The organism is Streptomyces sp. NPDC051963, assembly GCF_044593495.1.
Classification (GTDB): Bacteria; Actinomycetota; Actinomycetes; order Streptomycetales; family Streptomycetaceae; genus Streptomyces.
This window is the reverse complement of record NZ_JBIUCC010000001.1, coordinates 573,714-599,276: the sequence shown is the minus strand read 5'-3', so window position 1 is coordinate 599,276 and position 25,563 is coordinate 573,714. Positions and strand designations below refer to the sequence as shown.

Annotated in this window: 26 protein-coding genes and 1 pseudogene; 16 read left to right on the top strand and 11 right to left on the bottom strand. The window is 70.2% G+C overall.

Annotated elements, in window-relative coordinates; translation table 11 throughout:
- Nucleotides 1-4: 4 nt before the first annotated feature.
- The 3 genes from treS to ACIHFB_RS02445 all read right to left on the bottom strand — a co-directional run bounded on the left by treS (nucleotide 5) and on the right by ACIHFB_RS02445 (nucleotide 4,140).
- Complete coding sequence (gene treS, locus ACIHFB_RS02455) at nucleotides 5-1,723, bottom strand: maltose alpha-D-glucosyltransferase (protein WP_365268840.1); 1,719 nt, start codon at nucleotides 1,721-1,723, stop codon at nucleotides 5-7.
- Nucleotides 1,720-3,717, bottom strand: a complete 1,998-nt coding sequence (locus tag ACIHFB_RS02450; RefSeq protein WP_400124956.1) for an alpha-1,4-glucan--maltose-1-phosphate maltosyltransferase — start codon at nucleotides 3,715-3,717, stop codon at nucleotides 1,720-1,722. Before ACIHFB_RS02450 ends, treS begins: the two co-directional genes overlap by 4 nt.
- 123 nt (nucleotides 3,718-3,840) lie before the next feature.
- Nucleotides 3,841-4,140: a DUF5133 domain-containing protein gene (locus ACIHFB_RS02445; RefSeq protein WP_365268835.1), complete on the bottom strand. Its 300-nt coding sequence runs from the start codon at nucleotides 4,138-4,140 to the stop codon at nucleotides 3,841-3,843.
- Between the two features lie 270 nt (nucleotides 4,141-4,410).
- Between ACIHFB_RS02445 and ACIHFB_RS02440 the strand changes: the two genes are divergently transcribed.
- On the top strand, nucleotides 4,411-4,923 hold the full coding sequence (locus ACIHFB_RS02440) for a pep a2 (protein WP_365268832.1): 513 nt from the start codon (nucleotides 4,411-4,413) through the stop codon (nucleotides 4,921-4,923).
- Nucleotides 4,920-7,064, top strand: a complete 2,145-nt coding sequence (gene glgX, locus ACIHFB_RS02435; protein ID WP_365268829.1) for a glycogen debranching protein GlgX — start codon at nucleotides 4,920-4,922, stop codon at nucleotides 7,062-7,064. The genes ACIHFB_RS02440 and glgX overlap by 4 nt, the downstream gene beginning before the upstream one ends.
- A gap of 3 nt (nucleotides 7,065-7,067) precedes the next feature.
- Here the strand turns inward: glgX and ACIHFB_RS02430 are convergent, their stop codons facing one another.
- Nucleotides 7,068-7,871 (bottom strand): VOC family protein, encoded by an 804-nt coding sequence (locus tag ACIHFB_RS02430; RefSeq protein ID WP_365268826.1) that lies wholly within the window; start codon nucleotides 7,869-7,871, stop codon nucleotides 7,068-7,070.
- A gap of 139 nt (nucleotides 7,872-8,010) precedes the next feature.
- On the opposite strand from ACIHFB_RS02430, the gene ACIHFB_RS02425 reads away from it, so the two are divergent.
- Complete coding sequence (locus tag ACIHFB_RS02425; RefSeq protein ID WP_400124955.1) at nucleotides 8,011-8,331, top strand: ANTAR domain-containing protein; 321 nt, start codon at nucleotides 8,011-8,013, stop codon at nucleotides 8,329-8,331.
- A 32-nt stretch (nucleotides 8,332-8,363) separates the two neighbouring features.
- Here the strand turns inward: ACIHFB_RS02425 and ACIHFB_RS02420 are convergent, their stop codons facing one another.
- The gene (locus ACIHFB_RS02420) at nucleotides 8,364-9,155 is read right to left on the bottom strand and encodes a SigB/SigF/SigG family RNA polymerase sigma factor (protein ID WP_400124954.1); all 792 of its coding nucleotides are present in this window, start codon (nucleotides 9,153-9,155) and stop codon (nucleotides 8,364-8,366) included.
- Nucleotides 9,156-9,391: 236 nt separating this feature from the next.
- Here ACIHFB_RS02420 and ACIHFB_RS02415 point away from each other — a divergent pair, with 236 nt between their 5' ends.
- The 4 genes from ACIHFB_RS02415 (at nucleotide 9,392) to ACIHFB_RS02400 (ending at nucleotide 12,200) form a co-directional block, all read left to right on the top strand.
- Nucleotides 9,392-9,847 (top strand): MarR family transcriptional regulator, encoded by a 456-nt coding sequence (locus ACIHFB_RS02415; RefSeq protein ID WP_365268817.1) that lies wholly within the window; start codon nucleotides 9,392-9,394, stop codon nucleotides 9,845-9,847.
- A complete protein-coding gene (locus ACIHFB_RS02410; protein ID WP_365268814.1) occupies nucleotides 9,844-10,686 on the top strand; it encodes an ATP-binding cassette domain-containing protein in 843 nt (280 codons plus the stop codon). Before ACIHFB_RS02415 ends, ACIHFB_RS02410 begins: the two co-directional genes overlap by 4 nt.
- Nucleotides 10,646-11,494, top strand: coding sequence for an ABC transporter permease (locus tag ACIHFB_RS02405; RefSeq protein WP_365268811.1), 849 nt, complete (start codon nucleotides 10,646-10,648; stop codon nucleotides 11,492-11,494). The genes ACIHFB_RS02410 and ACIHFB_RS02405 overlap by 41 nt, the downstream gene beginning before the upstream one ends.
- Nucleotides 11,495-11,684: 190 nt before the next feature.
- Nucleotides 11,685-12,200 (top strand): hypothetical protein, encoded by a 516-nt coding sequence (locus tag ACIHFB_RS02400; RefSeq protein ID WP_365268809.1) that lies wholly within the window; start codon nucleotides 11,685-11,687, stop codon nucleotides 12,198-12,200.
- Nucleotides 12,201-12,203: 3 nt separating this feature from the next.
- Here the strand turns inward: ACIHFB_RS02400 and hemC are convergent, their stop codons facing one another.
- The 6 genes from hemC to ACIHFB_RS02370 form a co-directional block, all read right to left on the bottom strand.
- Nucleotides 12,204-13,139, bottom strand: a complete 936-nt coding sequence (gene hemC, locus ACIHFB_RS02395) for a hydroxymethylbilane synthase (protein ID WP_365268806.1) — start codon at nucleotides 13,137-13,139, stop codon at nucleotides 12,204-12,206.
- A 106-nt stretch (nucleotides 13,140-13,245) separates the two neighbouring features.
- Nucleotides 13,246-14,820, bottom strand: coding sequence for an MGH1-like glycoside hydrolase domain-containing protein (locus tag ACIHFB_RS02390; RefSeq protein ID WP_400124953.1), 1,575 nt, complete (start codon nucleotides 14,818-14,820; stop codon nucleotides 13,246-13,248).
- Between the two features lie 79 nt (nucleotides 14,821-14,899).
- Nucleotides 14,900-15,676, bottom strand: a complete 777-nt coding sequence (locus ACIHFB_RS02385; RefSeq protein WP_365268800.1) for an NPP1 family protein — start codon at nucleotides 15,674-15,676, stop codon at nucleotides 14,900-14,902.
- Between the two features lie 146 nt (nucleotides 15,677-15,822).
- The gene (locus tag ACIHFB_RS02380) at nucleotides 15,823-16,785 is read right to left on the bottom strand and encodes an ATP-dependent DNA ligase (protein ID WP_400125584.1); all 963 of its coding nucleotides are present in this window, start codon (nucleotides 16,783-16,785) and stop codon (nucleotides 15,823-15,825) included.
- A 96-nt stretch (nucleotides 16,786-16,881) separates the two neighbouring features.
- Nucleotides 16,882-17,784 (bottom strand): SDR family oxidoreductase, encoded by a 903-nt coding sequence (locus ACIHFB_RS02375; RefSeq protein ID WP_400124952.1) that lies wholly within the window; start codon nucleotides 17,782-17,784, stop codon nucleotides 16,882-16,884.
- 34 nt (nucleotides 17,785-17,818) lie between these two features.
- Nucleotides 17,819-18,568, bottom strand: coding sequence for an SDR family oxidoreductase (locus tag ACIHFB_RS02370; RefSeq protein ID WP_365268795.1), 750 nt, complete (start codon nucleotides 18,566-18,568; stop codon nucleotides 17,819-17,821).
- Nucleotides 18,569-18,681: 113 nt separating this feature from the next.
- Here ACIHFB_RS02370 and ACIHFB_RS02365 point away from each other — a divergent pair, with 113 nt between their 5' ends.
- The 9 genes and pseudogenes from ACIHFB_RS02365 (at nucleotide 18,682) to ACIHFB_RS02325 (ending at nucleotide 25,353) form a co-directional block, all read left to right on the top strand.
- Nucleotides 18,682-19,371: a TetR/AcrR family transcriptional regulator gene (locus ACIHFB_RS02365; protein ID WP_365268792.1), complete on the top strand. Its 690-nt coding sequence runs from the start codon at nucleotides 18,682-18,684 to the stop codon at nucleotides 19,369-19,371.
- Nucleotides 19,372-19,395: 24 nt separating this feature from the next.
- A pseudogene (locus tag ACIHFB_RS02360) lies at nucleotides 19,396-19,590 on the top strand (hypothetical protein); the annotation flags it as partial.
- The gene (locus tag ACIHFB_RS02355; RefSeq protein WP_365268789.1) at nucleotides 19,539-20,189 is read left to right on the top strand and encodes a TetR family transcriptional regulator; all 651 of its coding nucleotides are present in this window, start codon (nucleotides 19,539-19,541) and stop codon (nucleotides 20,187-20,189) included. The pseudogene ACIHFB_RS02360 and the gene ACIHFB_RS02355, both read left to right, overlap by 52 nt.
- 99 nt (nucleotides 20,190-20,288) lie before the next feature.
- The gene (locus ACIHFB_RS02350; protein WP_400124951.1) at nucleotides 20,289-20,795 is read left to right on the top strand and encodes a MarR family winged helix-turn-helix transcriptional regulator; all 507 of its coding nucleotides are present in this window, start codon (nucleotides 20,289-20,291) and stop codon (nucleotides 20,793-20,795) included.
- A gap of 22 nt (nucleotides 20,796-20,817) precedes the next feature.
- Nucleotides 20,818-21,543 (top strand): response regulator transcription factor, encoded by a 726-nt coding sequence (locus tag ACIHFB_RS02345; protein ID WP_365270993.1) that lies wholly within the window; start codon nucleotides 20,818-20,820, stop codon nucleotides 21,541-21,543.
- A 289-nt stretch (nucleotides 21,544-21,832) separates the two neighbouring features.
- Entirely contained in the window at nucleotides 21,833-23,074 is a 1,242-nt protein-coding gene (locus ACIHFB_RS02340; protein ID WP_365268783.1) for a cytochrome P450, read from the top strand.
- Nucleotides 23,075-23,121: 47 nt separating this feature from the next.
- Entirely contained in the window at nucleotides 23,122-23,319 is a 198-nt protein-coding gene (locus tag ACIHFB_RS02335; RefSeq protein WP_400124950.1) for a ferredoxin, read from the top strand.
- The gene (locus tag ACIHFB_RS02330; protein ID WP_400124949.1) at nucleotides 23,316-24,545 is read left to right on the top strand and encodes an NAD(P)/FAD-dependent oxidoreductase; all 1,230 of its coding nucleotides are present in this window, start codon (nucleotides 23,316-23,318) and stop codon (nucleotides 24,543-24,545) included. Before ACIHFB_RS02335 ends, ACIHFB_RS02330 begins: the two co-directional genes overlap by 4 nt.
- On the top strand, nucleotides 24,514-25,353 hold the full coding sequence (locus ACIHFB_RS02325) for an SDR family oxidoreductase (protein WP_400124948.1): 840 nt from the start codon (nucleotides 24,514-24,516) through the stop codon (nucleotides 25,351-25,353). Before ACIHFB_RS02330 ends, ACIHFB_RS02325 begins: the two co-directional genes overlap by 32 nt.
- Nucleotides 25,354-25,563 lie beyond the last annotated feature (210 nt).

Below are 25,563 nucleotides of genomic sequence, written 5' to 3'. Positions count from 1 at the left end.
ACACTCAGTGGCGTCGGCCGATGCGGGATGCGACTCGGACGAGCCGGAACCAGTAGAAGCCGTGGCCACCCAGGGTCAGCAGATAGGGCAGTTCACCGATGGCGGGGAAACGGACTCCGCCGAACAGCTCAACGGGATGCCGGCCGCTGAACTCGCGCAGGTCCAACTCCGTGGGCTGCGCGAAACGCGCGAAGTTGCTCACGCACAGCACCAGGTCGTCCTCGTATTCGCGCAGGAACGCGATGACCGCCGGGTTGGACGACTGGAGTTCGGTGTACGAGCCGAGTCCGAAGGCCGGGTTCTGCTTGCGGATCTCGATCATCCGGCGCGTCCAGTGCAGCAGCGACGACGGGGACGACATCGACGCCTCGACATTGGTGACCTGATGGCCGTAGACCGGGTCCATGATCGTCGGCAGGTAGAGACGGCCCGGGTCGCACGTGGAGAAGCCCGCGTTGCGGTCCGGGGTCCACTGCATCGGCGTCCGCACCGCGTCGCGGTCGCCGAGCCAGATGTTGTCGCCCATGCCGATCTCGTCGCCGTAGTAGAGGATCGGCGAGCCCGGCAGGGACAGCAGGAGGGCCGTGAACAGTTCGATGGTGTGGCGGTCGTTGTCCAGCAGGGGTGCGAGGCGGCGGCGGATGCCGATGTTGGCGCGCATACGCGGGTCTTTCGCGTATTCGGCCCACATGTAGTCGCGTTCCTCGTCGGTGACCATTTCCAGGGTCAGCTCGTCGTGGTTGCGCAGGAAGATGCCCCACTGGCAGTTGGAGGGGATCGCGGGGGTCTTGGCGAGGATTTCCGAGACCGGGTAGCGGGATTCCCGTCGTACGGCCATGAAGATCCGCGGCATCACCGGGAAGTGGAACGCCATATGGCATTCGTCGCCGCCGGTCTGGTAGTCGCCGAAGTAGTCGACGACGTCCTCCGGCCACTGGTTCGCCTCCGCCAGCAGCACCGTGTCCGGATACAGCGCGTCGATCTCACGGCGGACGCGCTTGAGGAACTGGTGGGAGGCGGGGAGGTTCTCGCAGTTCGTGCCCTCGGCCGCGTACAGATAGGGCACGGCGTCGAGCCGGTAGCCGTCGATGCCGAGGTCGAGCCAGAAGCGGAGGGCGGCCAGGATTTCCTCCTGGACGGCCGGGTTCTCGTAGTTCAGATCCGGCTGGTGGGAGAAGAAACGATGGAAGAAGTACTGACCCCGCACCGGGTCGAAGGTCCAGTTGGAGGCCTCGGTGTCGACGAAGATGATCCGGGCGTCCTGGAACTGCTTGTCGTCGTCGGCCCACATGTAGTAGTCGCCGTAGGGGCCATCAGGATTGATACGGGATTCCTGGAACCACGGGTGCTGGTCGCTGGTGTGGTTCATGACGAAGTCGATGATGACGCGCATGCCGCGCTGGTGGGCGGCGTCGACGAACTCCACGAAGTCGGCGAGGTCGCCGAACTCGGGCAGGACGGCCGTGTAGTCGGAAACGTCGTAGCCGCCGTCCCGCAGGGGGGATTGGAAGAAGGGCGGCAGCCAGAGACAGTCCACGCCCAGCCACTGGAGATAGTCGAGCTTGGCGGTCAGGCCCTTGAGGTCGCCGACGCCGTCGCCGTTGCTGTCCTGGAAGGAGCGGACGAGGACCTCGTAGAAGACGGCTCGTTTGAACCACTCCGGGTCCCGGTCCCTGACCGGAGTGTCCTCGAAGGTGTCCTGGACGGGCTCGTTGACAGTCATGACGCTGCTGACCCTCCGTTCTGCGGCGAGGCGGACGGTCCCTTCACGTGGAGCACGTGCGCGGGGGCCCGGCCGGGCTCCAGGCGGACGTAGTTGGTCCTGCTCCAGCGGTAGGTCTCATCCGTCAGTTCGTCGTGCACGGACACCGACTCGTGCCAGTCCAGGCCGAGACGCGGCATGTCCAACGAGACCGTGGCCTCCTGGGTGTGGTGCGGATCGAGGTTGGCGACCACGACGACCGTGTCGTCGCCCGTGCGCTTGCTGTACGCGATGAGGGCGTCGTTGTCGGTCTCGTGGAAGGTGATGTTTCTGAGGTGCCGCAGTGCGGGGTGGCGGCGCCGGATCGTGTTGAGTCGGGTGATGAGCGGGGTGATGGTGTGTCCCGCGGCTTCGGCTGCCGCCCAGTCGCGGGGCTTGAGCTGGTACTTCTCCGAGTCGAGGTATTCCTCGCTGCCCTCGCGCAGGGGCACGTTCTCGCAGAGTTCGTAGCCGCTGTAGACGCCCCAGGTCGGCGACAGGGTGGCCGCGAGGACCGCCCGGACCTCGAACGCGGGCCGTCCGCCGTTCTGGAGATACGCGTGCAGGATGTCGGGGGTGTTGACGAAGAGGTTCGGCCGCATGTACGAGGCCGCCTCACCCGACAGCTCCGTCAGATACTCCGTCAGCTCCTGCCTGTCGTTGCGCCAGGTGAAATAGGTGTACGACTGCTGGAAACCGATCTGCGCCAGGGTGTGCATCATCGCCGGCCGGGTGAACGCCTCCGCCAGGAACAGCACATCCGGATCGCTGCGCTGAATGTCGGCCAGCACCCGCTGCCAGAAGTTCACCGGCTTGGTGTGCGGATTGTCCACCCGGAAGATCCGCACCCCGTGGTCCATCCACAGCCTGAGCACCCGCAGCGTCTCCGCGACCAGCCCGTCCATATCCGCGTCGAACGCGAGGGGATAGATGTCCTGGTACTTCTTCGGCGGGTTCTCGGCGTAGGCGATCGTCCCGTCGGGGCGGTGGTGGAACCACTCCGGGTGCTTCTCCACCCAGGGGTGATCCGGCGAACACTGCAACGCGAAGTCCAGTGCCACCTCCATCCCCAGCGCCCGCGCCTGCGCGATAAACCAGTCGAAGTCCTCGAACGTGCCCAGCCGGGGGTGGATCGCGTCGTGTCCGCCCTCCGGGGAGCCGATCGCCCACGGCACCCCGACATCCTCCGCGGTGGGGTTGAGGGTGTTGTTGCGGCCCTTGCGGAACGTGCTCCCGATCGGATGGATGGGCGGCAGATACACCACGTCGAAGCCCATGCCGGCGATCGCCGGCAACCGGCGGGCGGCCGTGCGGAACGTCCCGTGCGGCTGCTCGACCGTGCCCTCCGAACGCGGGAAGAACTCATACCAGGACCCGAACAGCGCCCGCTCCCGCTCCACCAGCAACGGCAACGCCTCCGACACCGTCACCGACTCCCGCAGCGGATACCGCGCCAACACCGCGTCCATCTCCGGTCCGAAGGCCGCTGCCAGGCGCACGGGGGAGGGCAGCGAGTCGTCGAGCATCGTCTCCGCCGCCGCCAGCACCGCCGTACGGCCCGCGCCCGCCGGAACGCCCGCGGCCGCCCGGCGGTACAGCTCCGCGCCCTCCTCCAGGACCAGGCCGGTGTCGATCCCGGCGGGCACCTTGATGCGGGCGGCGTGGCGCCAGGTGGAGACCGGATCGCCCCAGGCCTCCACGTGATACGTCCAGTTGCCGACGGCGTCCGGGGTGACGTCGGCGCCCCAGCGGTCGGAGCCCGGCTCCAGTTCCCGCATGGGCGTCCAGGGGCCGGGTCGGCCCTGAGGATCCGTCAGGACCACATTCGCGGCGACCGCGTCGTGGCCCTCCCGGAACACCGTCGCGGTGACCTGGAAGGTCTCGCCCGCGACCGCCTTGGCGGGGTGCCTGCCGCGCTCCACGGCCGGACGGACGCTGCGGACGGGAATGCGGCCGATGGCCGGAGTCGGACTCATGGGATGACACCTCCGTCATGCTCGAGGCCGGGCTGGCGCCCGGCCGGGTGGTTTCGAAGTTGCGCCGGAAAGGGGGTGCAGCAGGGGGTCCGCTGCCTCGACGTTGCGCCGGAAGAGGGCCGACTACCTCGTGGCCGGAGAACGCTTCCGCCGCCACAGCGGCCCTCGTCGCCGGATGCCGACCAGCCTGGGCCGTCCGTTCTGTTCCCGCAGGTAGGTGACCAGGTTGGTCCGGAGATAGCGCTCGGCGGCGTCCGCGGCCTCCCGTGCGCACCGCTTCCCCATCAGGACGCAGAGGGTGTAGCCCGAGTCCTCGAAGGTGGCCCGCACCGAGTGGTCGGCGGGAGCCGCGAGCATCGCCCGTTCCCAGGCCCGATACCGCTGAAGTTGCCGGGCCACCTCGGCTTTGGCGGGAAGCAGCATGGCGCAGTTTCACCTTCCGGATCGTGCCCCCGACGCAGGGCAGGGGCCTTTACACATGGTGCACGCCTGACGACTCAGCGTCCTGTTAGAGCTTCAACCATCTCGGATGTGCCCCATCCGCCTCGGATGTGCGCTCGTGTTGCACGAATGGCGTAGCGCTCCCACTCTTGAGGTGACTCAGAAGCGATCATCGCTCACGCTTCGTACTCGGGGCTCGTCCCGCCAGGGGTGAGCAGGAGCAGGAGCTTCGCCGGTGAGGAGCCAACGACGATGAAGACCGCAAGTGCCTGCTACTACCACCTGGATGTGGAAGTCAGCCCGGAACGCGTCGGACAAGTCAGGCGCATCCTGGCCGCTCACCTCAGGTTCTGGGACCTCGAGACGCTCGTCGAGCCCGTCTGCGGCGGCGCCGAGATGCTGCTGAAGGCCATCGACGAGCATGCGACGGACAAGCACACGTCGATCGAGATGTGGTGGAACGGCCAGCACCTGATCACGGCCGTCGGGGACAACGACCGCGATCTGCGCCCTGACCAGGACCTGCGTGTCTGTCTGGAACGGCTCGCCGCCACCAGCGACGGCTGGGGCTGCTGCACCACGGACACCGGCAGCAAGGTCATCTGGTTCTCGCAGCGGGCCCGCGCCGGCGAACGCATCCCGCTCGTCACGACGGCCCCCGCGCCGAGCCTGCGGGAGGTCCTCCGGGTGCCCCGAGAGGTACCCGTCGCCGCCCTCGCCGGTTCGGTGCACACGATGGACGGCGTCCTGGAGGCCGCCCGGTGACCGCGAAGCGGAAGCGAAAGGCAGGGGTGTCCACGTGGAGCGGGCACCCCTACCCGTTGGGTGCCGCCTTCGACGGGAAGGGCACCAACTTCGCGCTCTTCAGCGAGGTCGCCGAAGGCGTCGAGCTGGTCCTCGTCGACGACGACGGCACCCATCGCCGCGTCCCGCTCACCGAGGTCGACGGCTTCGTCTGGCACGGGTATCTGCCCGGAGTCGGCCCCGGCCAGCGCTACGGCTACCGGGTGCACGGCCCCTGGGCCCCGGCCGCGGGCCACCGATGCAATCCGAAGAAGCTGCTCCTCGACCCGTACACCAGGGCGGTGGACGGACAGGTCGACAACCACGCCTCCCTCTTCGAGCGTGCGCCGAACGGACCCGCCCCCGCCGACAGCGCGGGCCACACGATGCTCGGCGTGGTGACCGACCCGGCCTTCGACTGGGGCGACGACCACCCGCCCCGGCGGCCGTACGCCGACACCGTGATCTACGAGGCCCATGTACGGGGCCTTACCCGCACCCATCCCGAGGTACCGCCCGAGCTGCGCGGCACCTACGCCGGGCTCGCCCACCCCGCGGCCGTCGAGCATCTCACCGCGCTGGGCGTGACCGCCGTGGAGCTGATGCCGGTGCACCAGTTCGTGCAGGACGGCGTGCTCGGCGACCGGGGCCTGTCGAACTACTGGGGCTACAACACCATCGGCTTCTTCGCCCCCCACAACGCCTACGCCGCGCACGGCACCCGCGGTCAGCAGGTCACCGAGTTCAAGGCGATGGTGAAGGCGCTGCACGCGGCCGGGCTCGAAGTGATCCTGGACGTCGTCTACAACCACACCGCCGAGGGCAACGAGAAGGGGCCCACCCTCTCCTTCCGCGGCATCGACAACGCCTCGTACTACCGCCTGGTGGACGGCGACTGGACCCACTACTACGACACCACGGGCACAGGCAACAGCCTGCTGATGCGGCACCCCTACGTACTCCAGCTGATCATGGACTCGCTGCGGTACTGGGTGACGGAGATGCACGTCGACGGCTTCCGCTTCGACCTCGCGGCCACGCTGGCCCGGCAGTTCCACGAGGTGGACCGGCTCTCGGCGTTCTTCGACCTGATCCAGCAGGACCCGGTGATCAGCCGCGTCAAGCTGATCGCCGAGCCCTGGGACGTGGGGGAGGGCGGCTACCAGGTCGGCAACTTCCCGCCGCTGTGGTCGGAGTGGAACGGCAAGTACCGCGATGCCGTACGGGACTTCTGGCGGGCCGGGGAGCACACGCTCGGCGAGTTCGCCTCGCGCCTGACCGGCTCGTCCGACCTGTACCAGCACAGCAGACGGCGGCCGCGCGCCAGCGTCAACTTCGTGACCGCACATGACGGGTTCACGCTGCGCGACCTCGTCTCGTACAACGACAAGCACAACGAGGACAACGGCGAGGGCAACCGCGACGGCGAGAGCGTCAACCGGTCCTGGAACTGCGGGGCCGAGGGCGAGACCGGCCGGCCGGCCGTGCGGGAGCTGCGCGCCCGCCAGCAGCGCAACTTCCTGGCCACGCTGCTGCTGTCCCAGGGCATCCCGATGCTCTGTCACGGCGACGAACTGGGCCGCACCCAGGGCGGCAACAACAACGCCTACTGCCAGGACAACGAAGTCTCCTGGATCGACTGGCGGTTGACCGGCGAGCAGCGCGAACTGATGGACTTCGCGCGCTACGTCATCGGACTGCGCGCCGATCACCCCGTACTGCGCCGTCGCCGGTTCTTCCGCGGCGAGACCGTCACCCACGCCGGCCAGCCGGTGCCCGACCTGGTGTGGCTGCTGCCGGACGCGCGCGAGATGACCGACGAGGACTGGCGGCGCTCCGACGCGCACTCCGTCGGCGTGTTCCTCAACGGCGACGCGATCGCCGAACCCGACCCGTGCGGCCGGCCCGTCGTGGACGACTCCTTTCTGCTGCTGCTGAACAGCTACTGGGAGCCGGTCGACTTCCACCTGCCGGACGTCGCCTACGGCGAGCGCTGGACGACACTGATCGACACCGCCGAGCCGGGCGCCCCCGACGAGTCGGAACACAAGGCGGGCACCGCGATGACGGTCGAGGCGCGCAGTCTGGTGCTGCTCTCACGCCCCTCCCGGTCGGCGGGCTGAGACTCAGCGCGCGCGGCGCGAGGTCACCGTGAACTGTGCGCCGTCGGCGTCGCGCAGTACGGCGTCCTGGGCGCTCTCCGACAGCACGCTGCCGCCGTTCTTCTCCGCCGCCCGGGTGCAGGCCGCGACGTCCGAGACCGCGAAGTGGACCTGCCAGTGCGGCCGGATGGTGGGGTCGGGAGCCGATCCCAGCGCCCCCGACTCGATGCGCGCCACGACATCGCCGCGGCTGCGCAGCACGACCTCACCGCCCTCGTAGTGGACCTCGACGGAGCCGGGGCGGTCCGTGGCCCAGTCGAGGATCTCGCCGTAGAAGATGGCGGCGTCGAAGGCGTCGCGGGTGTGCAGCCGGATGAAGGTCGGGGCGGAGCGTCGCCAGCTCTCCCAGTTGCCGACGAGCTCGCCCTCCCAGATCCCGAAGGTCGCGCCGTCCCGGTCGGCCAGCAGCGCAGCCCGTCCCGGGGGCAGGGAGATCGGTCCCACCGCCGCCGTGCCGCCGCGCTCCTGCGCGCGTGCCACGACCTCGTCCGCACTGCGGACGGCGAAGTAGGGGGTCCAGGCCACGGCCATCTGCCACATCGTGGCGACCGCGGCGATCCCGGCGACCGGTGTGCCGCCCGCCAGAGCCACCCGGAAGCGGTCGCCGAGCTTGGCGGGCCGCCAGCGCCAGCCCAGGACCGCCGAGTAGAACGATTCGGTGGCCTCCAGGTCGCGGCTGGTCAGGCTCACCCAGCAGGGCGCGCCGAACACGCAGTGGGTGGAGACGACCTCGGCCGCACCACGGGGGAGGGTTCTGTCTTTGTTCATTGCAGTCGCGTCCTGGTCTCCTCGACCGGCAGCCCACCGGTGTCGTACCAGTGTCCAACCGGAACCGCTCCGGGCGCCTGCCGAGTACCCAGGCGTACAGTCAGAAACGGCAGATCGGCGCAACCGACCGGAGGTGCCCATGCCCGCCGACAGGGGCTCGGAGCGGATCTTCGAGCTGGAGGAAGAGGTCGATCAGCTCAAGGCGGCGGTCGCCTCGCACGCTGTCGTGGACCAGGCGATCGGCATGATCGTCGCGCTCGGCCGGGTGACGCCGGACGAGGGGTGGAAGGTCCTCAAGGACGTTTCCCAGCACACGAACATCAAACTGCGCCATGTCGCGGAACTGATTCTGATCTGGGGCCGCAAGGGCGCCATGCCGCCGGAGATCAGAGCGGAACTCGAAGACGCTCTGGACCGCTGCGGCCCCACCGAGGTTCCCGGCGCAGCGCCGGAGCGGTGAGCCGGGAACGGTGTGCGCGGGGCCGCGGGCGGTCAGCGGGCCTCGGTGACGAGTTCCTCACGCAGGCGGGCGCAGCAGCCGCTGAGCAGCCTGGAGACGTGCATCTGTGAGATCCCGAGCTGCTGGGCGATGTGGCTCTGCGTCATCCCGCCGAAGAACCGCAGGTAGAGGATGGTTCGCTCGCGCTCCGGAAGCGACTTGAGGACGGGCCCGGCGGCGACCCGGTCGACGACGACGTCGAAGGACGAGTCCGGCCCGCCGAGCGCGTCCGCCAGCGCGTACCCGTCCGTGCCGGGCATCTCGGCGTCCAGCGACAGCGCGGTGAAACACTCCAGCGCCTCCAGCCCGGTCCGCACCTCGCCCTCGCTGAGCTGTGCGTGCTCGGCGATCTCGGCGACGGTCGGAGCGCGCCCCGGAGTCGTCTGGGCCAGCTCCTTCATCGAGCGCCGTACCCGATTGCGCAGGTCCTGGACGCGGCGCGGCACGTGCAGTGTCCACATGTGGTCGCGGAAGTGCCGTTTGATCTCTCCGGTGACGGTCGGCACGGCATACGCCTCGAAGGCGCGGCCGCGTTCCGGGTCGTAGTGGTCGACGGCCTTCACCAGGCCCAGGGCCGCCACTTGGTAGAGGTCCTCCAGGGACTCGCCGCGCCCCTTGAAGCGGACGGCGATCCGCTCCGCCATGGGCAGCCAGGCCTCGACCAGCTCGTCCCGGAGTGCCTTGCGCCGCGGCCCTTCGGGCAGTCGCGAAAGCCGTACGAACGCGTCGTCGGTGTCGGGGGCGTCGTCATGCGGATGCGGCTTCGTTCTGCCGGCGATACGCATCGTGCGCACCTCCCTCAGCAGGTGCTGGGTGGACAGTCACCACGGGAGATGCGCGCTCGGACCGGAACAGAGGACACCCGGGCCGATTGCGGCTCCCACGGACGTGCCTCCTGTCCGAAGCACTGGGATTGCCATTCCCCGGCCAGTAGGAATCCAAACAAATCGATATATATCGCCGGACAGTCTTGACCGCCCGTTGAGACAGTTACCTCTGCTAAAGAGGTAATCTCGGGAGCGTGGACGACGAGACCTTCCCGGAAGAACTGGCCGACGCGCTCGGCGGGGTGCAGCGGCTGATCCGGCGCCGACTGCGCCGACAGATGGCCGCGCCCCAACTACGAGGGGCCGAGGTGGAGTTGCTGCGACTGATCGTGGCACGACCCGGCATCGGCATCTCGGACGCGGCCAAGGACCTGTATCTGGCGAGCAACTCGGTCTCGACGCTGGTCAACCGCCTGGCGACAGAGGGCTATCTGATCCGCGAGACGGATCCGGCCGACCGCCGGGCCGCGCGTCTGCTGCCCACCCCCGCGGCGCAGTCCCGGCTGCGCGAGTGGCGCACGCGGCGCGCGGAACTCCTGCGACAGCAGGTGGCCCGGCTCGACGAAGGGGAGCGGGAGGCGCTCCGGGCGGCGATCCCGGTCCTGCGCACGCTCGCCGTCAATCTGCACGAGGAGGCCGCCGAGTCATGACCAGGGACGTATCGGCCGAGCAACATGCGGCCATCGCCTGCACCGGGCTCGCCTACGCCTTCGGCGACACGAACGCCGTGGACGGGCTCGACCTGTCGGTCATGGAGGGCGAGTGCTTCGGGCTGCTCGGCCCGAACGGCGCCGGCAAGACCACGGCGATCCGCTGCATGACCACCCTCCTGCCGGTCCCGGCGGGCATGGTCCGCGTCTTCGGGCACGATGCCGCGAAGGACCGTATGGCCGTACGACGGCTGCTGGGCTACGTCCCGCAGCAGCTGTCCGCCGACGCCGGGCTCACCGGCCGGGAGAACGTCGCCCTGTTCGCCCGCGTCTTCGACGTGCCGCGCCGCGAACGCGCCGAGCGGGTCCGCCAAGCCCTGACCGCGGTCGACCTCACCGACGCCGCCGACCGGCTGGCGAGCACGTACTCCGGCGGCATGGTCCGGCGGCTCGAGCTGGCGCAGGCCCTGGTCAGCGCGCCCCGGCTGCTCATCCTCGACGAGCCGACCATCGGCCTCGACCCGATCGCGCGGACCGACGTGTGGGACCACATCAACGCCGTCCGCGCGGCCACCGGCATGACCGTGCTGGTGACCACCCACTACATGGACGAGGCCGACCAGTACTGCGACCGGGTCGGCCTGATGCACCACGGCCGTGTCCGGGCCCTCGGCACCCCCGCCGAGCTGCGCCAGGGGCTCGCCGTACACCGGGGCACGGACTCGCTGCCCTCCCTGGAGGACGTCTTCCGGGATGTCGCCGGCAGTGGCCTCGACGACCAGTCAGGAGGTTTCCGCGATGTCCGAAGCACCCGCCGCACCGCGCGCCGTGTCGGCTGACCCCGAGCTCGGGCTCCTGCTGAAGACGCCCGAGCCCCGCGCGGGCTGGCGCCTGCTGCCCGCCCGGGTCGCGGCGATGTGCACGGTCGAACTCCAGAAGCTGCGCCACGACCGCACCGAGCTGTACACCCGCGCGATCCAACCCGCCCTGTGGCTGCTGATCTTCGGCCAGACCTTCACCCGGATCAAGGCGATCCCCACCGAGGGCATCCCCTACATCGACTACCTGGCACCCGGGATCATCGCCCAGTCGGCGATGTTCATCGCCATCTTCTACGGCATCCAGATCATCTGGGAGCGTGACGCCGGGATCCTCAACAAGCTCCTGGTCACGCCCACCCCGCGCGCGGCGCTGACCACGGGGAAGGCGTTCGCGGCCGGAGTGAAGTCGCTGATCCAGGCCGTCGTCGTGATCGTCATCGCCGCGCTGCTCGGCGTGTCGATGACCTGGAACCCGCTGCGGCTGCTCGGCGTCGCGGTGGTCGTCGTCCTCGGGGCGGCCTTCTTCTCCTGCCTGTCCATGACCATCGCGGGGATCGTGCTCAGCCGCGACCGGCTGATGGGCATCGGGCAGGCGATCACGATGCCGCTCTTCTTCGGCTCCAACGCCCTGTACCCGCTGTCCGTCATGCCGGGCTGGCTCCAGACGGTCAGCAAGTTCAACCCGCTCAGCTATCAGGTCGACGCCCTGCGCGGCCTTCTCCTCGGCACCGACGCACACCTGGCGACCGACTTCGCGGTGCTCGTCGTGGCCGCCGCGCTCGGCATCGCCGCGGCCTCCGCGCTCCTCGGCAGACTGGCCCGCTGATCATGGCCTCGGGACGTGATGTGCGGCACGCCCGCGAGGGCGGCCGTACGGTCCGGTGGCGGATTCTTCCTGCGCACGGCTTGATCAGTGATCAAGCCGATGAAATCGCTGGCCACAGCCCATTCTGCTCATTTGACAGTGCGCTGAGCCCACAGATAAGAAGCAGCTCTCTGAGGTCGAGAGGTGCACCGTGTACGAGCCCAACGTGATCGGGGACTGGCAGGAGTACGACGAGCACGCCGGTCTGCGTGTCCGCGTCCACTGCCTTCGGGCGGCCGAGCCGCCGCGTGGACGCGACGATGCCGCCGAGGGGCTGACGTACTTCAATCTCCGGGTGACCGTCGAGAACCGCGGCGAGCGGCACTTCGGGATCCACCTCGAGGACGGGCAGATCGATGTGCGGGTCGGACCCGACGGCGAGAGCGCGTTCATCGACTGGCGCAATTCGCAGTTCATCGAGGGCTTCGACGTCTACCCGCTGCGCCGGGCCACCGCCGTGCTCTACGCGGCGGGACCCGAGGCCTCCCTGAGCCAGGTGGACGTCCAGATCCAGCTGCGGGTCGACGAGGAGTGGACCGAGCGCAGGCTGTGGGCGGGCGGCGTCGGCCTCGACGAGGGACAGGCCCACCCGTCCGTGGGGCGGGAGAGCCTGGCGCACCAGGTCAGCAACTTCCTGCGGGAGCAGGCGGAGGAAGGCACCGCCTGAGCGTCAGTGCGGGATGCCGTCGATGATCTCGCGGGCGCCCTGACGCAGCAGGGCCACGGCGACCGACGTGCCGAGGGTGGCGGGGTCGAGCCGTCCGGCCCATTCGTGGGCGTTCAGGCGGGTCTTGCCGTCGGGCGTGAACACACAGGCGCGCAGGGACAGTTCGCCGCTGCGGTCGACCCGCGCGTACCCGGCGATCGGGCTGTTGCAGTGCCCTTGCAGAACGTGCAGGAACATCCGCTCCGCCGTGGCCTCCCGATATGTGTCCGGGTCGCCGAGGGCGCTGACCGCGTCGATGAGCTCGCTGTCACCCTCCCGGCACTGGAGAGCGAGAATGCCCGCGCCGATCGGCGGCATCATGACCTCGGGGGAGAGGATCTCGCTGATCACGTCACGGCGGTCGATGCGCTCCAGCCCGGCGACCGCGAGCAGCAGCGCGTCCGCGTCACCGGCCTCGAGCTTCGCCAGGCGCCGGTTGGCGTTGCCGCGGAACGGCACGCACTCCAGCTGCGGGTGGGTGGCGGCGAGCTGGGCGACCCGGCGCACCGAGGAGGTGCCGATGCGGGTGCCGGCCGGGAGTTCGTCCAGGGTGAGGCCGTCGGGATGGATCAGGGCGTCGCGGATGTCGTCCCGCTTCAGGAACGCCGCGAACACCGTGCCCGCCGGGAGGGGCCGGTCGGCGGGCACGTCCTTCACACAGTGCACCGCGAGATCGGCCTCGCCGGCCAGCAGCGCGGCGTCGACCTCCTTGGTGAACGCGCCCTTGCCCTCGACCATCGACAGGTCGCCGAGCCATTTGTCGCCGGTCGTCTTCACCGGCACGACCTCGGTGCGTACACCGGGATGTGCGGCGGCCAACTCGGCGCGGACACGCTCCACTTGGGCGAGAGCCATCGGCGAGTCGCGGGAGACGATACGAATCAGATCGTGCACGGGCATGCGGACACGATAGACCGTCCGCGGGGCCCGCCGGTCGCGTACAGCTCGACCAGCCGTCAGGCGCAGGCGCAGGCGCGGTGCCGGGGTGTCGTCGGAACCGGGGGTTTTACGCCCTGAGCCCGGGCACGTCGTCGTCGAGGACGACGTGAACCGTGTGGTGCCCCGTCCCGTCGGCGGAGACCATGGGATCGCCCCGGAGTCCGTCGACCGTGCAGGACCGCACCCGGCTGCCGTACCCGGACAGGCCGATGTCGAGCGTCATGTCCCGGTAGCGCAGCCCGCGCAGACTCACGGGGCCCCACCCCTCGGGCAGACAGGGGCGCAGCCGGAGGGCGTCTTCGGTGAACGTCAGCCCGAACAGCCCCTCGTTCAGCAGCCGCAGATACGCCGTTGCGGACCAGGTCTGGTCGGGTTGCGAGTCGAAGTGCTCGGCGCGTCCGCTCCCGCCGGTCTGCCAGCCGCCGTCGACGGCCCCGCTCACGGAGTCGTACAGCTCGTGGAAGCCGGTGCCGGAGAAGAGGCCGGCGAGCAGGTCGACGGCGCGCGCGAACAGATCGGTTCGGCCCGCGTCGGCGGCGGCCTGACCGTACAGGCCGTGCACCAGTGGCCAGACCATGACGTTGTGCCGCCCGGGTCTGGAGTCGTCGAAGCGTGGGAAGTGCGGCCAGACGTTGACGATGCCGTGCGGCTGCCAATGGGTGGTGTCCAGGATCTGCAGGGCCCGGCGGCGGTCCGCGACACCGAGCAGCAGGGCCAGGGCGAGCCCGGCGCCCTCCTGCGAGGTGTCCAACTGCCCGGTGGCGTGCAGGAGATAGGCGTACGTACCCGCTTCGGGCCGCCACAGATGCCGGTCGACCGCCCGGCGCAGCTCTGCGGCGTCCGCGCGCAAGGACGCTGCCCGCCCGGGCTCGCCGAGCGTGTCGGCCATGGCGGCCAGGGCCGACTGGGCGCCGTAGTAGAGGCAATTGGTCGACAGGCACATCAGACGGTCGGTGCCCGGGTGGTCGAGGACGAACGAGGAGCGGACGCGGTCCGACGCGGGCGGGTCCGGGAAGCCGGAGATCCCGTCGTTCATGAAGCCGGGCCCCCTGAACAGGCCGTAGGAGGCGTCGAGGTCACGCGCCCGGCGCGCGGCGAGGGTGTGGACGGACGTCTCGAACGCCTGGGCAAGAAAGACGCGGTCGCCCGTGACCCGGTAGTGGTGCCAGGCGGCCGGGACCCACACGATCTGGTCCCACCACTGGTTGTCCTGCTGGACGATCAGCCCGCCCGGACCCCGTTCGACGACCGACCACAGGGTGTTGCGGCCGACGGTCGGCGCCAGCAGGCTCACCGCATGCCATGCGTTGACGGCCGCGTCCCGGGTCCATCGCTGCGGCGCGGGATACCCACCACCGGCCCGTACGACGGTGCCGGGCGGGTCGGTGAGCAGTCCGGCCCTGTCGTACACCGATGGGTCGGCGCGGACGGTGTGGGCGTCGGCCAGATCCGTCAGCGCGGTCGCGTACAGGCCGCCGAGCCGCCGCTGGGTGGCCGGGTCTTCGAAGACGAGGGAAGGCATGGTGTAACCGTTCCCGCCGGAGTAGGCCCGCGCACCCAAGGGGACAGCGGCGGAACCGGCCGCTCCCAGTGTGGCCAGGAAGCGCCGCCGTGAGATTCGCTGCTGCTCGTCGACCGCCATGTGCCGTCCTCCCGGACTCCCGGAGCCGGGGTGGCTCCGGGAGCCTGGAGAACGAGCGGGCCGGTGATATGTGGCGGGATCAGGCGTTGGGGTCGAACGAGATCCCGGACGGCTTGGCCGAGGACAGATGGGAGTTGAAGCTGCCGTCCTTCAGGCCGAAGTTGGCGCTGCCCCAGTCGGCCGCGACCAGCTTGTCGCGGACGCCCGAGGGGTAGCCGTTCCAGCCGACCAGCGGCGGGTACTGCCAGGTGCCCTTGTGGTTCTCCGGCGGCTCGTCGTTCGAGTTCGCCAGGCGGAAGCAGTGCGTGCTGATGCCGTCCTTGTGGTAGACGACCTTCGCGTGCGTGCCGTCGAAGCGGACCGAGGACGCGGCGCTCACGGTGAACGAGCCGTGGTTCGAGGTCGACACGTACTGGACCGAGTTGTTCTGCACCCACACCACGACGTGCTCCCAGTCGTGCCGGTGCCCGCCGAGGCTGCTGCCCGCGACGGCCTGGTCCTTCTCGAAGTACAGGCCGTACAGGTAGGCGCACCAGCCGTTGTTGCACTTGTAGCGCGAGTACGAGTTGGTGTTGTCCAGGTCCGAGGCGTCCCGGCATTCGCCGTTGAGCGCCCCGCTCGGGTTCAGGCCACCGTTCAGGGTGCCGTCCGAGGAGATCGCGGGCGTGGAGTAGCAACCGTCCGTGTCGTAGTCGAACGCGGGCTGGTACGTCTGCTCGGCCGACTCCGCGTTGGCGGGCAGCGCCGTGGGAGGCGCTGCGAAGGCGGTGGTGGGGATGGCGACGACGAGGGCGATGGCACCGCCCAGGCCGGTGAGCCACCTCCGGCGGTGTATGGCGGACTTCTTCGACGACACTGCGTCCTCCTCTTGGTGCGGGCGCAGCCCAACGGCTGTGGGGGGAAAGGGGAGTTCAGCATCCCGGACTCTTCCCTTCCGGCCAAGAGGTCACAGGCGTCCCAGTGGTGAAGCGCAGCCCAATAATCGGCAGCGCATACGTCGTGTCACACAGGTTTGTCCGGTAGATCCGCCGCCGACTCCTCCGGAGTCAGATCCGGCCGGAGCCTGAGCCAGGACGGCTGGCGCAGCATCCCCGCCCTCGTGCGGGTGCTGTAGCGGACCTCGCCGACGAGCCGGGGCACGGTCCAGTGCGCTCCCGCCACCGCCGGGACGGGATCGAAGGGACAGGCGTCCGTCTCGACGGCGCGCAGCAGTTCGGCGAGCTGTTCCCGTTCGGCCTCGCTCCAGCCGGTGCCCACGTTGCCGACGTAGCGGAGCCCGCCCGTGCTCCGCTGGCCGACCAGAACCGCGCCGGGCAGATCCGCCGCCTTGAGCCGGCCCTTGCCGGGCACCCAGCCGCCGATCAGGACGTCCGCAGCGCGCATGTTCCGGATCTTGATCCAGGCCCGGGAGCGCACCCCCGGCTCGTACACCGAGTCGAGCCGCTTGCAGACCAGCCCTTCCAGGCCGTGGTCGCGTGTGGCCCGCAGGGCCTGTTCGCCGTGGCCGACGAGTGCGGCCGGGGTCGACCAGAACGGTCCCTGAAGGCCCAGCGCCTCCAACTGCCCGCGCCGCCGGGCATACGAGAGGGAGAGGAGGGAGTGCCGGTCCAGGTCCATGACGTCGAACAGCACCAGATGGACGGGGGTTCGAGCCGCAAGGCGTGCGGCTCGGGCGGGCGCGTGGGCCAGACCCATCCGGGACTGGAGCAGCTGGAAGTCGGCCCGGCCGTGGTCGTCCAGCGCCAGGATCTCCCCGTCCAGCACCGCGGGCGTGGTGTCCAGTGCCTCACCCAGCGGCGCCAGTTCGGGGTAGGCGCCGGTGATCTCCTCCCCGGACCGGGCGCGCAGCACCAGGCCGCCGTCCCCGGCGAGATAGGCCACGACCCGTTGGCCGTCCTGCTTGGTCTCGTAGGCCCAGCGCGCGTCCTGCGCGGTGGGCGGCAGGGAGCCTGGTGTGGCGAGCATGGGCGGGATCAGCGGCAGGGTGGTCACGGCTCAGTTGTCGACGGCTCCGCCCGCCCCCACTCGCCCCACCCGCCGGTTTCCCCTGAACGGCGCTGCCTACAGACTGCTCGCGGGCGTGAGCAGGTCGTCGAGGCCGACCCGGTGGAAGAACTCCGCCCGGATCCGGTCGGCCACCGCGGAGACCACCTCGCTGCCGTCGCGGCTGGGATCGACATGGACCCGGAACGGCCGTTGCCCGGAGGGCAGTTCGAGGGTGCGCACGACCGCTTCGGCGACCTCGGAGACGTCCGCGTCCGGTGGGATCAGCCCGGCGAGCCGGACGTTCACGTCGTCCATCAGCGCCTTGTAACGGGCGTCGTAGGCGGTGGCCCGGTCGGAGTCGGCGGGGGAGCCGGCGTGCGCGAAGTGGTTCGTGCCGGAGGTGAAGGCGCCGGGAACCACGATCGTCGTGTCGATCCCGAACCGTATGAGCTCGGCGGCATAGCTGACCGCCAGGGCATCCATCGCCGCCTTGGCCGCGAAGTAGGGGGCGAGGAAGGGCGGGCAGCCGCCGCGGGTGCTGGAGGAGCCGATCCACACGAGGTGCCCCTGGCCCTGGCGGCGCAGGTGGGGCAGCGCGGCCCGGTTGACGCGCTGGGCGCCGAGCACATTGGTGTCGTAGACGTCGGCGAACTGCTCGGGTGTGAAGGCCTCGGCGGGACCCAGCACCATATGGCCCGCGTTGTGGACCAGGGCGTCGAGACGGCCCTGCTCCTGGATGACCCGGGCGACGGCTGCGTCCGCGCTGTCCTGGCTGCTCACGTCGAGTTCCACGGCCCTGAGGTCGACGCCGTGCTCGGTGGCGTAGGCGCAGAGGTCGGCGGCGGCCTGCGCGTTGCGGCTGCCGAGGGCACGCATGCCCGCGTAGACGGTGTGGCCGCCGCGGGCGAGCGCGCGGACGGTGAGGGCGCCGAAGCCGCTGGAGGCGCCGGTGACGAGGACGACCTTGCTGTCGTTCATGACTGGTCCTTGGGGAGTGAGAGGCGATGGGGGATCAGACGATGCCGCCGTTGGCGCGCAGCACCTGGCCGTTGACCCAGTGGCCGGCCGGGCTGACCAGGAAGGACACGACGGAGGCGATGTCCTGGGGCGTGCCCAGGCGCTCCAGCGGAGCCTGTGCGGCGAGGCGGGCGATGGTCTCCTCGTCCTTGCCGTCGAGGAAGAGGTCGGTGGCGGTGGGGCCGGGCGCGACGGCGTTCACCGTCACGTCACGGCCGCGCAGTTCCCTGGCGAGGATCCGGGTGAGTGTCTCGACCGCGGCCTTGCCGGAGGCGTAGGCGCCGTAGCCCGGGAAGAGCAGTCCGACGACCGAGGTCGAGAAGTTGACGAGGGCGCCGCCCGGACGCAGTCGGCGCGCGGCTTGCTGGTCGACGACGAAGGCGCCGCGGACGTTGGTGCGGTACTGGGCGTCCAGTTCGTCGAGGTCGAGCTCGGCGACGGGGGAGAGAGCCATCCGGCCGGCCGCGTGCACGACCGCGTCGACCCCGCCGAACCTGGCCTCCGCCAGGTCGAACACGGCGGCGACCTCGGTCTCGTCTGCGACGTCCGCGCGGGCGGCGACGGCGGTGCCTCCGGCGGCTTCGATGGTGTGCACGGCTTCCTCGGCCGCGTCCTTGTTGCCGGCGTACCCGACGACGACGGCGAACCCGTCGGCGGCGAGCTGCTGGGCGACCTGCCGTCCGATACCGCGCGAAGCCCCGGTGACGATCGCGACGCGCTGCTCGGTCTGGTGCGGAGTGGTCATGACGAATCCCTTCGTAGCGCTGCTACGTTCATTTCGTATCGACGATAACACGGATTCGTAGCGTTGGTAACTTCCAACTCGTATCGATGCTACGAATGGCGTACTGTGAACGCATGGATGCGAGGGAAAAGATCCTGGAAGCGGCCACGGAACTGCTGGCCGAGGCGTCGGTCGCCGATGTCTCGACGCGTGCGGTGTGCGAGGCCGCAGGGGTGGGCGCGCCGATGCTCTACCGGATCTTCGGCGACAAGGCGGGGCTGCTGTCCGCCGTGGTCGACCGGGGATTCGAGCAGTACCTCGCCTCGAAGCGGACGGCCCGGCCCAGCGACGACCCGGTCGCCGACATCAAGAGCGGCTGGGACAACCACATGCGGTTCGCGTTGGACCACCCCAACCACTACCGCCTGATGTACTCACCCGAGCTCACCGCGCCGCCCGCGGCGGCGAAGGAGGCCCACGACCTGCTGCACGGCATCCTGGAGCGCTGCGCGGCCGCCGGACGGCTGATCGTCCCGCCCGCCCTGGCCACCCGGGTGATCATGTCGGCGAACGTCGGGGCCGCGCTGTCGATGCTCACCCGCCCCGAGCAGTACCCCGATCCGCAGTTCTCGGCCCGGCTGCGCGACTCCGTGATCGACTCGCTGACCCGCCCGGCCGACTCGGCCGTACGCCGTGAGGACGGAGCCGTCCCGGTGGCGGCAGCCACGCTCGCGGCCCGGCTGCGGGCCGAGCAGCCGGAGGAACTGACCCCGGCGGAAGCGGCTCTGCTCCAGCAGTGGCTGGAGCGGCTTTCCGCGAAGTGACGCGTCGGCGGTCCCGGGGAGGGGGCCCGCACGGAGCCGCAAACCGTCCTCGACGTGCTCTTGCGTAGGCTTCCGTCCTTGGAACCCGCCGTCGGCGCGGCGGACCTGCGGCGGCTCAAGGGGCTGGCCGTCGGAGGGCTGAGGGAAGTCCCGGTGAAGTGGTGGTCATGGCAGGCAGGGCGGTACGTGCGGAGCAGGTCAACGCGACCCGGGAGCTGATCCTGACCGCGGCGGAGCGGCTGTTCGCCGAGCGTGGGGTGTACGCGGTGTCCAACCGTCAGGTCAGCGAGGCCGCCGGCCAGGGCAACAACGCGGCGGTCGGCTACCACTTCGGTACCAAGGCCGACCTGATCCGCGCGATCGTCCGCAAGCACGACGGGCCCATCGAGGAGATCCGCTCCCGGCTGCTCGCCGGAATCGGCGCCTCCACCGACGTACGCGACTGGGTGGACTGCCTGGTGCGGCCCGTGCCCGAACATCTCGCGGCCCTCGGCAGCCCCACCTGGTACGCGCGCTTCTGTGCCCAGGTGATGACCGACCCCATGCTGTACGAGATCATGATGGAGGAGTCCCTCAGCTCGCCCTCGCTGCGGCAGATCATCGATGGTCTGCGGCGCTGCCTGCCCGATCTGCCGCCGGACGTACGCGCCGAACGCGGCGACATGGCACGCCACTTGATCCTGCATATCTCCGCCGAACGGGAGCGCGCACTCGCCGAGAACGCTCCCACCCCGAGGGCGAACTGGAACGACGCCGCGACCGGGCTGACGGACGCGGTCGTCGGCATCTGGCGAGCGCCCGTGACGCCGAGCCCATGACCGTTCTACTTGAGTCAAGCAAGCATATGTGCGTTACTCGACTCAAGTAATCCGGGTGAATTACTTGAGTAAGGCAAGTAGTGGGGTAGGGTGCTCGGCATGTCTCCCTTACCGCCGACGGCCGCCCCGTCACCGGAAGCGATCGGGATCGAGCGTGCCCTCAGCCGCGCCGCCTACCTGAGTTCCAGTGCCCGGCGGCACGCCGTGCTGGCGGCCCTGGCCGGTGTGCCGCTCGACCGGGCCGCGGTGGCAGTGCTGCGCAGGCTCGCCGACTCGGAACCGCTGCGCCTGGGGGAGCTGGCCCAGCAGCTCGCCGTGGAGGCATCCCATGTCACCCGGCAGGTGCAGCAGTTGGAGAGATCCGGTCATGTCGTGCGGGTCCCCGACCCCGACGACGGGCGTGCCCTGCGCGTACGGCTGACGCCGCTCGGCGCGGACGCCGTCGCCCGCGTCCGCGACACGGGCGCGCGCGGCATGCAGCTGGCCCTTGCCGACTGGTCGCCGGAGGAGCTGCGGCAACTGGCCCTGCTCTTCGGGCGGATGGTCGACGCCCTCCTCGCGTACGCCGTCGACGAGGACCGGGCGCCCGACACCCCCACGGACTGACGGAGGGGGCCCGGACGTGTCCATGTACGGAAGCACCAGCGAGAAACCGGCGCTCGCCCGCGGGTCCGGTCAGCACGTCCTGATCGCCGCCGGCGAACCGGACGTAGCCGAACTCCTGTCGACCACACTGGAATTGGCGGGCTACCGCATCAGCACGGTCGACAGCGGGGCCGCGGCACTCGCCAGGGTCCTGGAGAGCCGGTTCGACCTGGTGGTCTTCGACGCGACCCTGCCGGACGTACCGGGCCTCGGCCGGGCACGCAGACCGCCGGTCGAGCACCGCCCGCCGGTCCTGTTCCTGACGGCCTACGACACCCTCGACAGCCTGCTGCCCGAACTGGGCCTGGGGGAGCGGGACTACGTCACCAAGCCCTTCCGGGTGGCCGAAGTCCTGGCCCGCGCCCAGGTCCTGCTGCGCGGCACCGGCCCCATGCGGGCCCGTGACGGCGCCCTGCGCCACCAGGACCTGGCCCTGGACGACACCCTGTGCCAGGCGCGGCGCGGGACACGCGTGCTCGACCTCACGCCCGCGGAGTACCGGCTCCTGCGCTACCTCCTGGTCAACGCGCACCGGGTGCTGTCCAAGGAGCAGATCGGCCGTTACGTCTGGGGCGACTTCCGCGGCGACAACGCCATCGAGCAACTCGTCTCCCGGCTCAGGCGCAAGGTGGACCAGGACGCGCCCACGCTGATTCACACCCGACGGGGATTCGGCTACTGGCTCGGCCATGAGGAGTCCGGATCCTGACGAGCCTCCGAGAGCAAGCAGGAAGATGTCGAGAGCTGTCCCGCGCGGGCGGTGCCGCCATGCTGCGGCACCGCCCGTTTCCGTGTGGTCCGAAGGTCCGGAACCGGCCAAGTCCCTGAAGCTGCAGGTGAGTTGGGGACCGGATGGAATGTGATCCGGGTCACGTCAGCCTTCTGTCAGGTAACTGACCGGAAGGAGTCAGCCCGGCCTGTTTGCCTGTGCTCATCGAGCCTCGACGACTTGATCCCGGCGCTCCGCCCCGACGGAGCCCCCACCACCGAGGAGAGCCATGGCCGACACCCTGACCGGCACCCCGTCCGACGCGGCCCCGGAGGTACCCGCCTATCCCATGCAGCGCGACGCGCGATGCCCGCTCGCGCCGCCCCCGGCGGTGCACCCGATCCGTGAGGCGAAACCGATCAGCCGCGTGCGGATCTGGAACGGCGCCACCCCATGGCTGATCACCCGCCACGCTGACCAGCGGACCCTGCTCACCGACCCGAGGGTCAGCGACGACGACCTCGACGCCGGTTTCCCCTATGTCAACGCGCACCGGGCGGAGATCGCCCCGCACACGCCCCGCCTCATCACCAACACCGACGCGCCCGAGCACACCCGGCTGCGCCGTTCGGTCAACGCCCCGTTCATCGTCAAGCGGATCGAGGCCATGCGGCCCTACGTCCAGAAGCTCGTCGACGATCTCATCGACGACATGCTGGGCGGCCCGAACCCCGCCGACCTGCTCACCGCGGTCGCGCTTCCGCTGCCCTCGCTGGTCATCGCCGAGCTGCTCGGAGTGCCGTACCAGGACCACGACTTCTTCCAGCGCAGCAGCAGCCTCATCCTCGACGGTTCGGCGGACCCGGCCGAGGTGCGGCAGGTGAGCGGCGCGCTGATGAAGTACCTGGCCGACCTGCTCACGGAGAAGATGGAACAGCCCGGCGACGACGTGGTGTCCGAGATGGGCGGCAAGGTCAAGGCGGGGGAGATGACCCACGCCGAGGCCGCGAGCATGGGCGTCGCCATGCTGATCGCCGGCCACGAGACCACGGCCACGATGATCAGCCTCGGCACGCTCGCCCTGCTGGAGAACCCCGACCAGCTCGCCCTGCTCCGCGACACCGACGACCCGAAGCTGATCGCCGGCGCGGTGGACGAGCTGCTGCGCTACCTGTCCATCGTCCAGACCGGAGTGCGCCGGGTCGCCAAGGACGACATCGAGATCGGCGACCAGGTCATCCGCAAGGGCGAGGGCATGATCTTCGACCTGCACTCCGCGAACTGGGACGGCGAGGCGTTCCCCGAGGCGGAGCGGCTCGACATCACCCGCGCCGCCCGCCAGCACCAGGCCTTCGGCTACGGCCCCCACCAGTGCCTGGGCCAGAACCTGGCCCGCCTCGAACTCCAGGTCGTCTACGGCACGCTCTACCGCCGTGTCCCCACGCTGCGCCTGGCCGCGCCGATCGAGCAGCTCGCCTTCGACCACACCGGGACTACGTACGGCGTCAAGTGCCTGCCTGTTGCCTGGTGACCGACCGCCCGTACAGCTGAACACCCCCACGAACGAAGGAACCAACCATGCGAGTGGAACTCGACGAACCGAAGTGCGTGGCCTCGGGGCAGTGCGTCATGGCCGCTCCCGACGTCTTCGACCAGCGGGACGACGACGGCGTGGCGATCCTGCTCGAAGAGGAACCCGCCGCCGGCCTCCACGACGAAGTGCGCGAAGCCGCCGCGATCTGCCCGGCCGCCGCCATCCGACTGGTGGAGCAGTGAGCCGGATCCTGGTCGTCGGAGCCTCGGCAGCCGGCCTCGCGGCGGCCGAGACGCTCCGCCGCGAGGGCTACGACGGCACGATCACCCTGGTCGGCGAAGAACCGCACCTTCCCTACGACCGTCCGCCGCTGTCCAAGCAGCTGCTGAGCTCGGAGTGGGACGCCGGACGGCTCGACCTGCGTACCCCCGACGACCTGGCCGCCCTCGGCCTCGACCTGCGCCTCGGCGCGGAGGCCATCCGCCTCGAACTCCCCGAACGCACCGTGCACTTGGCCGATGGTTCCGAGGTGACGTACGACGGTCTGATCCTGGCCACCGGGGTCCGGCCGCGCCGGCTGCCCGGTGAGGGCGCGCATGTGCTGCGCACGCTGGACGACGCCCTGACGCTGCGGGACCGGCTGGGTCCGGGACGGCGGCTGGTCGTCGTCGGCGCGGGGTTCCTCGGTGCGGAGGCCGCCGCCGTCGCCTGGCGTCTCGGCGCCCGGGTGACGCTCCTGGAACCCGCACCGGTACCCCTGGCGCACGCCGTCGGCACCGAAGTCGGCCATGTCCTGTCGCAGGCCCACCGGGAACGGGGGGTGGACCTGCGCTGCGGGGTCACGGTCACGGAGGTGACCGAGGACGGCGTGCGGCTCGCCGACGGTGAAGTGGTCGAGGCCGACGAGGTGTTGGTCGCGATCGGGTCGCTGCCCAACACCGAATGGCTCGACGGCAGCGGGCTGACCGTGGGCGACGGCGTGATCTGCGACGAGTACTGCGAGGCCGCGAAGAACGTGTACGCGGCCGGTGACGTCGCCCGCTGGTACAACCCGCTGTTCGGCACCGCGATGCGCATCGAGCACCGCACCAACGCCGCCGAACAGGGCATGGCCGCCGCCCGTAACCTGCTCAACCCCCAGGGGCGCAAGGCGTTCGCGCCGGTGCCGTACTTCTGGTCCGACCAGTACGACATGAAGATCCAGGCGTACGGATTCCTGCGCGGCCACGACGAAGTCGCCGTGGTGGACGGCGACTTGGCGGAGCGCCGGTTCCTGGCCGTGTACCGCACCGGTGAGCGGGTGTCCGGCGTTCTCGCGGTCGGTATGCCGCCCCGGGCCGTTCGGCAGTGGCGGCAGGCGATCGCGTCCGGTGCCGACTGGCGCGAGACCGTACCTGCCGGGGCATCGGCCGCGGCTGAACCGAAGGAGGCCGTCCATGGCGGGATCCCCAGTCACAGAGCGTCGTGACGTCGTCGTCGTCACGGGGGCGGGAGGGATGGGAACGGCGGTCGCACGCCGGCTCGGCAGCGGCCGCACGCTGTTCCTCGCCGAGGCCTCACGCGACCAACTCGACCGCGCCGTCGACGCGTTGCGCGCCGAGGGGTACGAGGTCGAGGGCATGGTCGTCGACGTGTGCGACCGGGCGTCGGTCCAGCGGCTCGCCGAAGCCGCCTCCGACGCCGGGCGGTTGACGGCGGTGGTGCACACCGCTGGCGTCTCCGCGGCGATGGCCTCGGCCCGCACGATCCTCGAGGTGAACATCCTCGGCACGGTCCATGTGCTGGACGCCTTCGAGCCCGTGGCCGTCCGGGGTACCGCGATGGTGTGCGTCTCCAGCATGGCCGGCCACTACGCCTCCCTGACCCGGGAGCAGGAGGCCGTACTGGCGACGGCGCCCGCGGAGGAGCTCCTCGGGCTGGACGCCGTCGCCGCCGTCGGAGACGACGGGATCATGGCGTACATCCTCTCCAAACGCGCCAACCACGTACGGGTGGAGGCCGCCGCCCTGGCCTGGAGCCGGCGCGGTGCGCGGGTCAACTCGGTCAGCCCCGGGGTGGTCTCCACCGCCATGGCGAAGGCCGAGGCCGACTCGGAATCCGGTGAGCACATGCTCAAGATGCTGGAGGCCTGCGGCGCCGGCCGGGCCGGGACGCCGGAGGAGATCGCCTCCGCGGTGGCCTACCTCACCGGCTCGGAGTCGCTCTACGTCAACGGCACCGACCTGCTCGTCGACGGTGGTCAGGCCGCCTGGATCCGCAGGCACCGCATCGCCTGACCGGCTCGGCTCGTCCGCCGATGGGGACCCGCCCAGGTTATATGGCCTGGGCGGGTCCTTGCGTCGGTCACTCGGCCGCTGCTGTCCGACCCGCCTGCTGAACGGTCCCGGTAGCGGTATCCAGGCCCCAAGGGGAGTTGCTTGACAAGCGATGAGCATGGGGAGATTCTTATTGCCGACGCAAGCAAATAGATCTGGCGCTGATGGCCA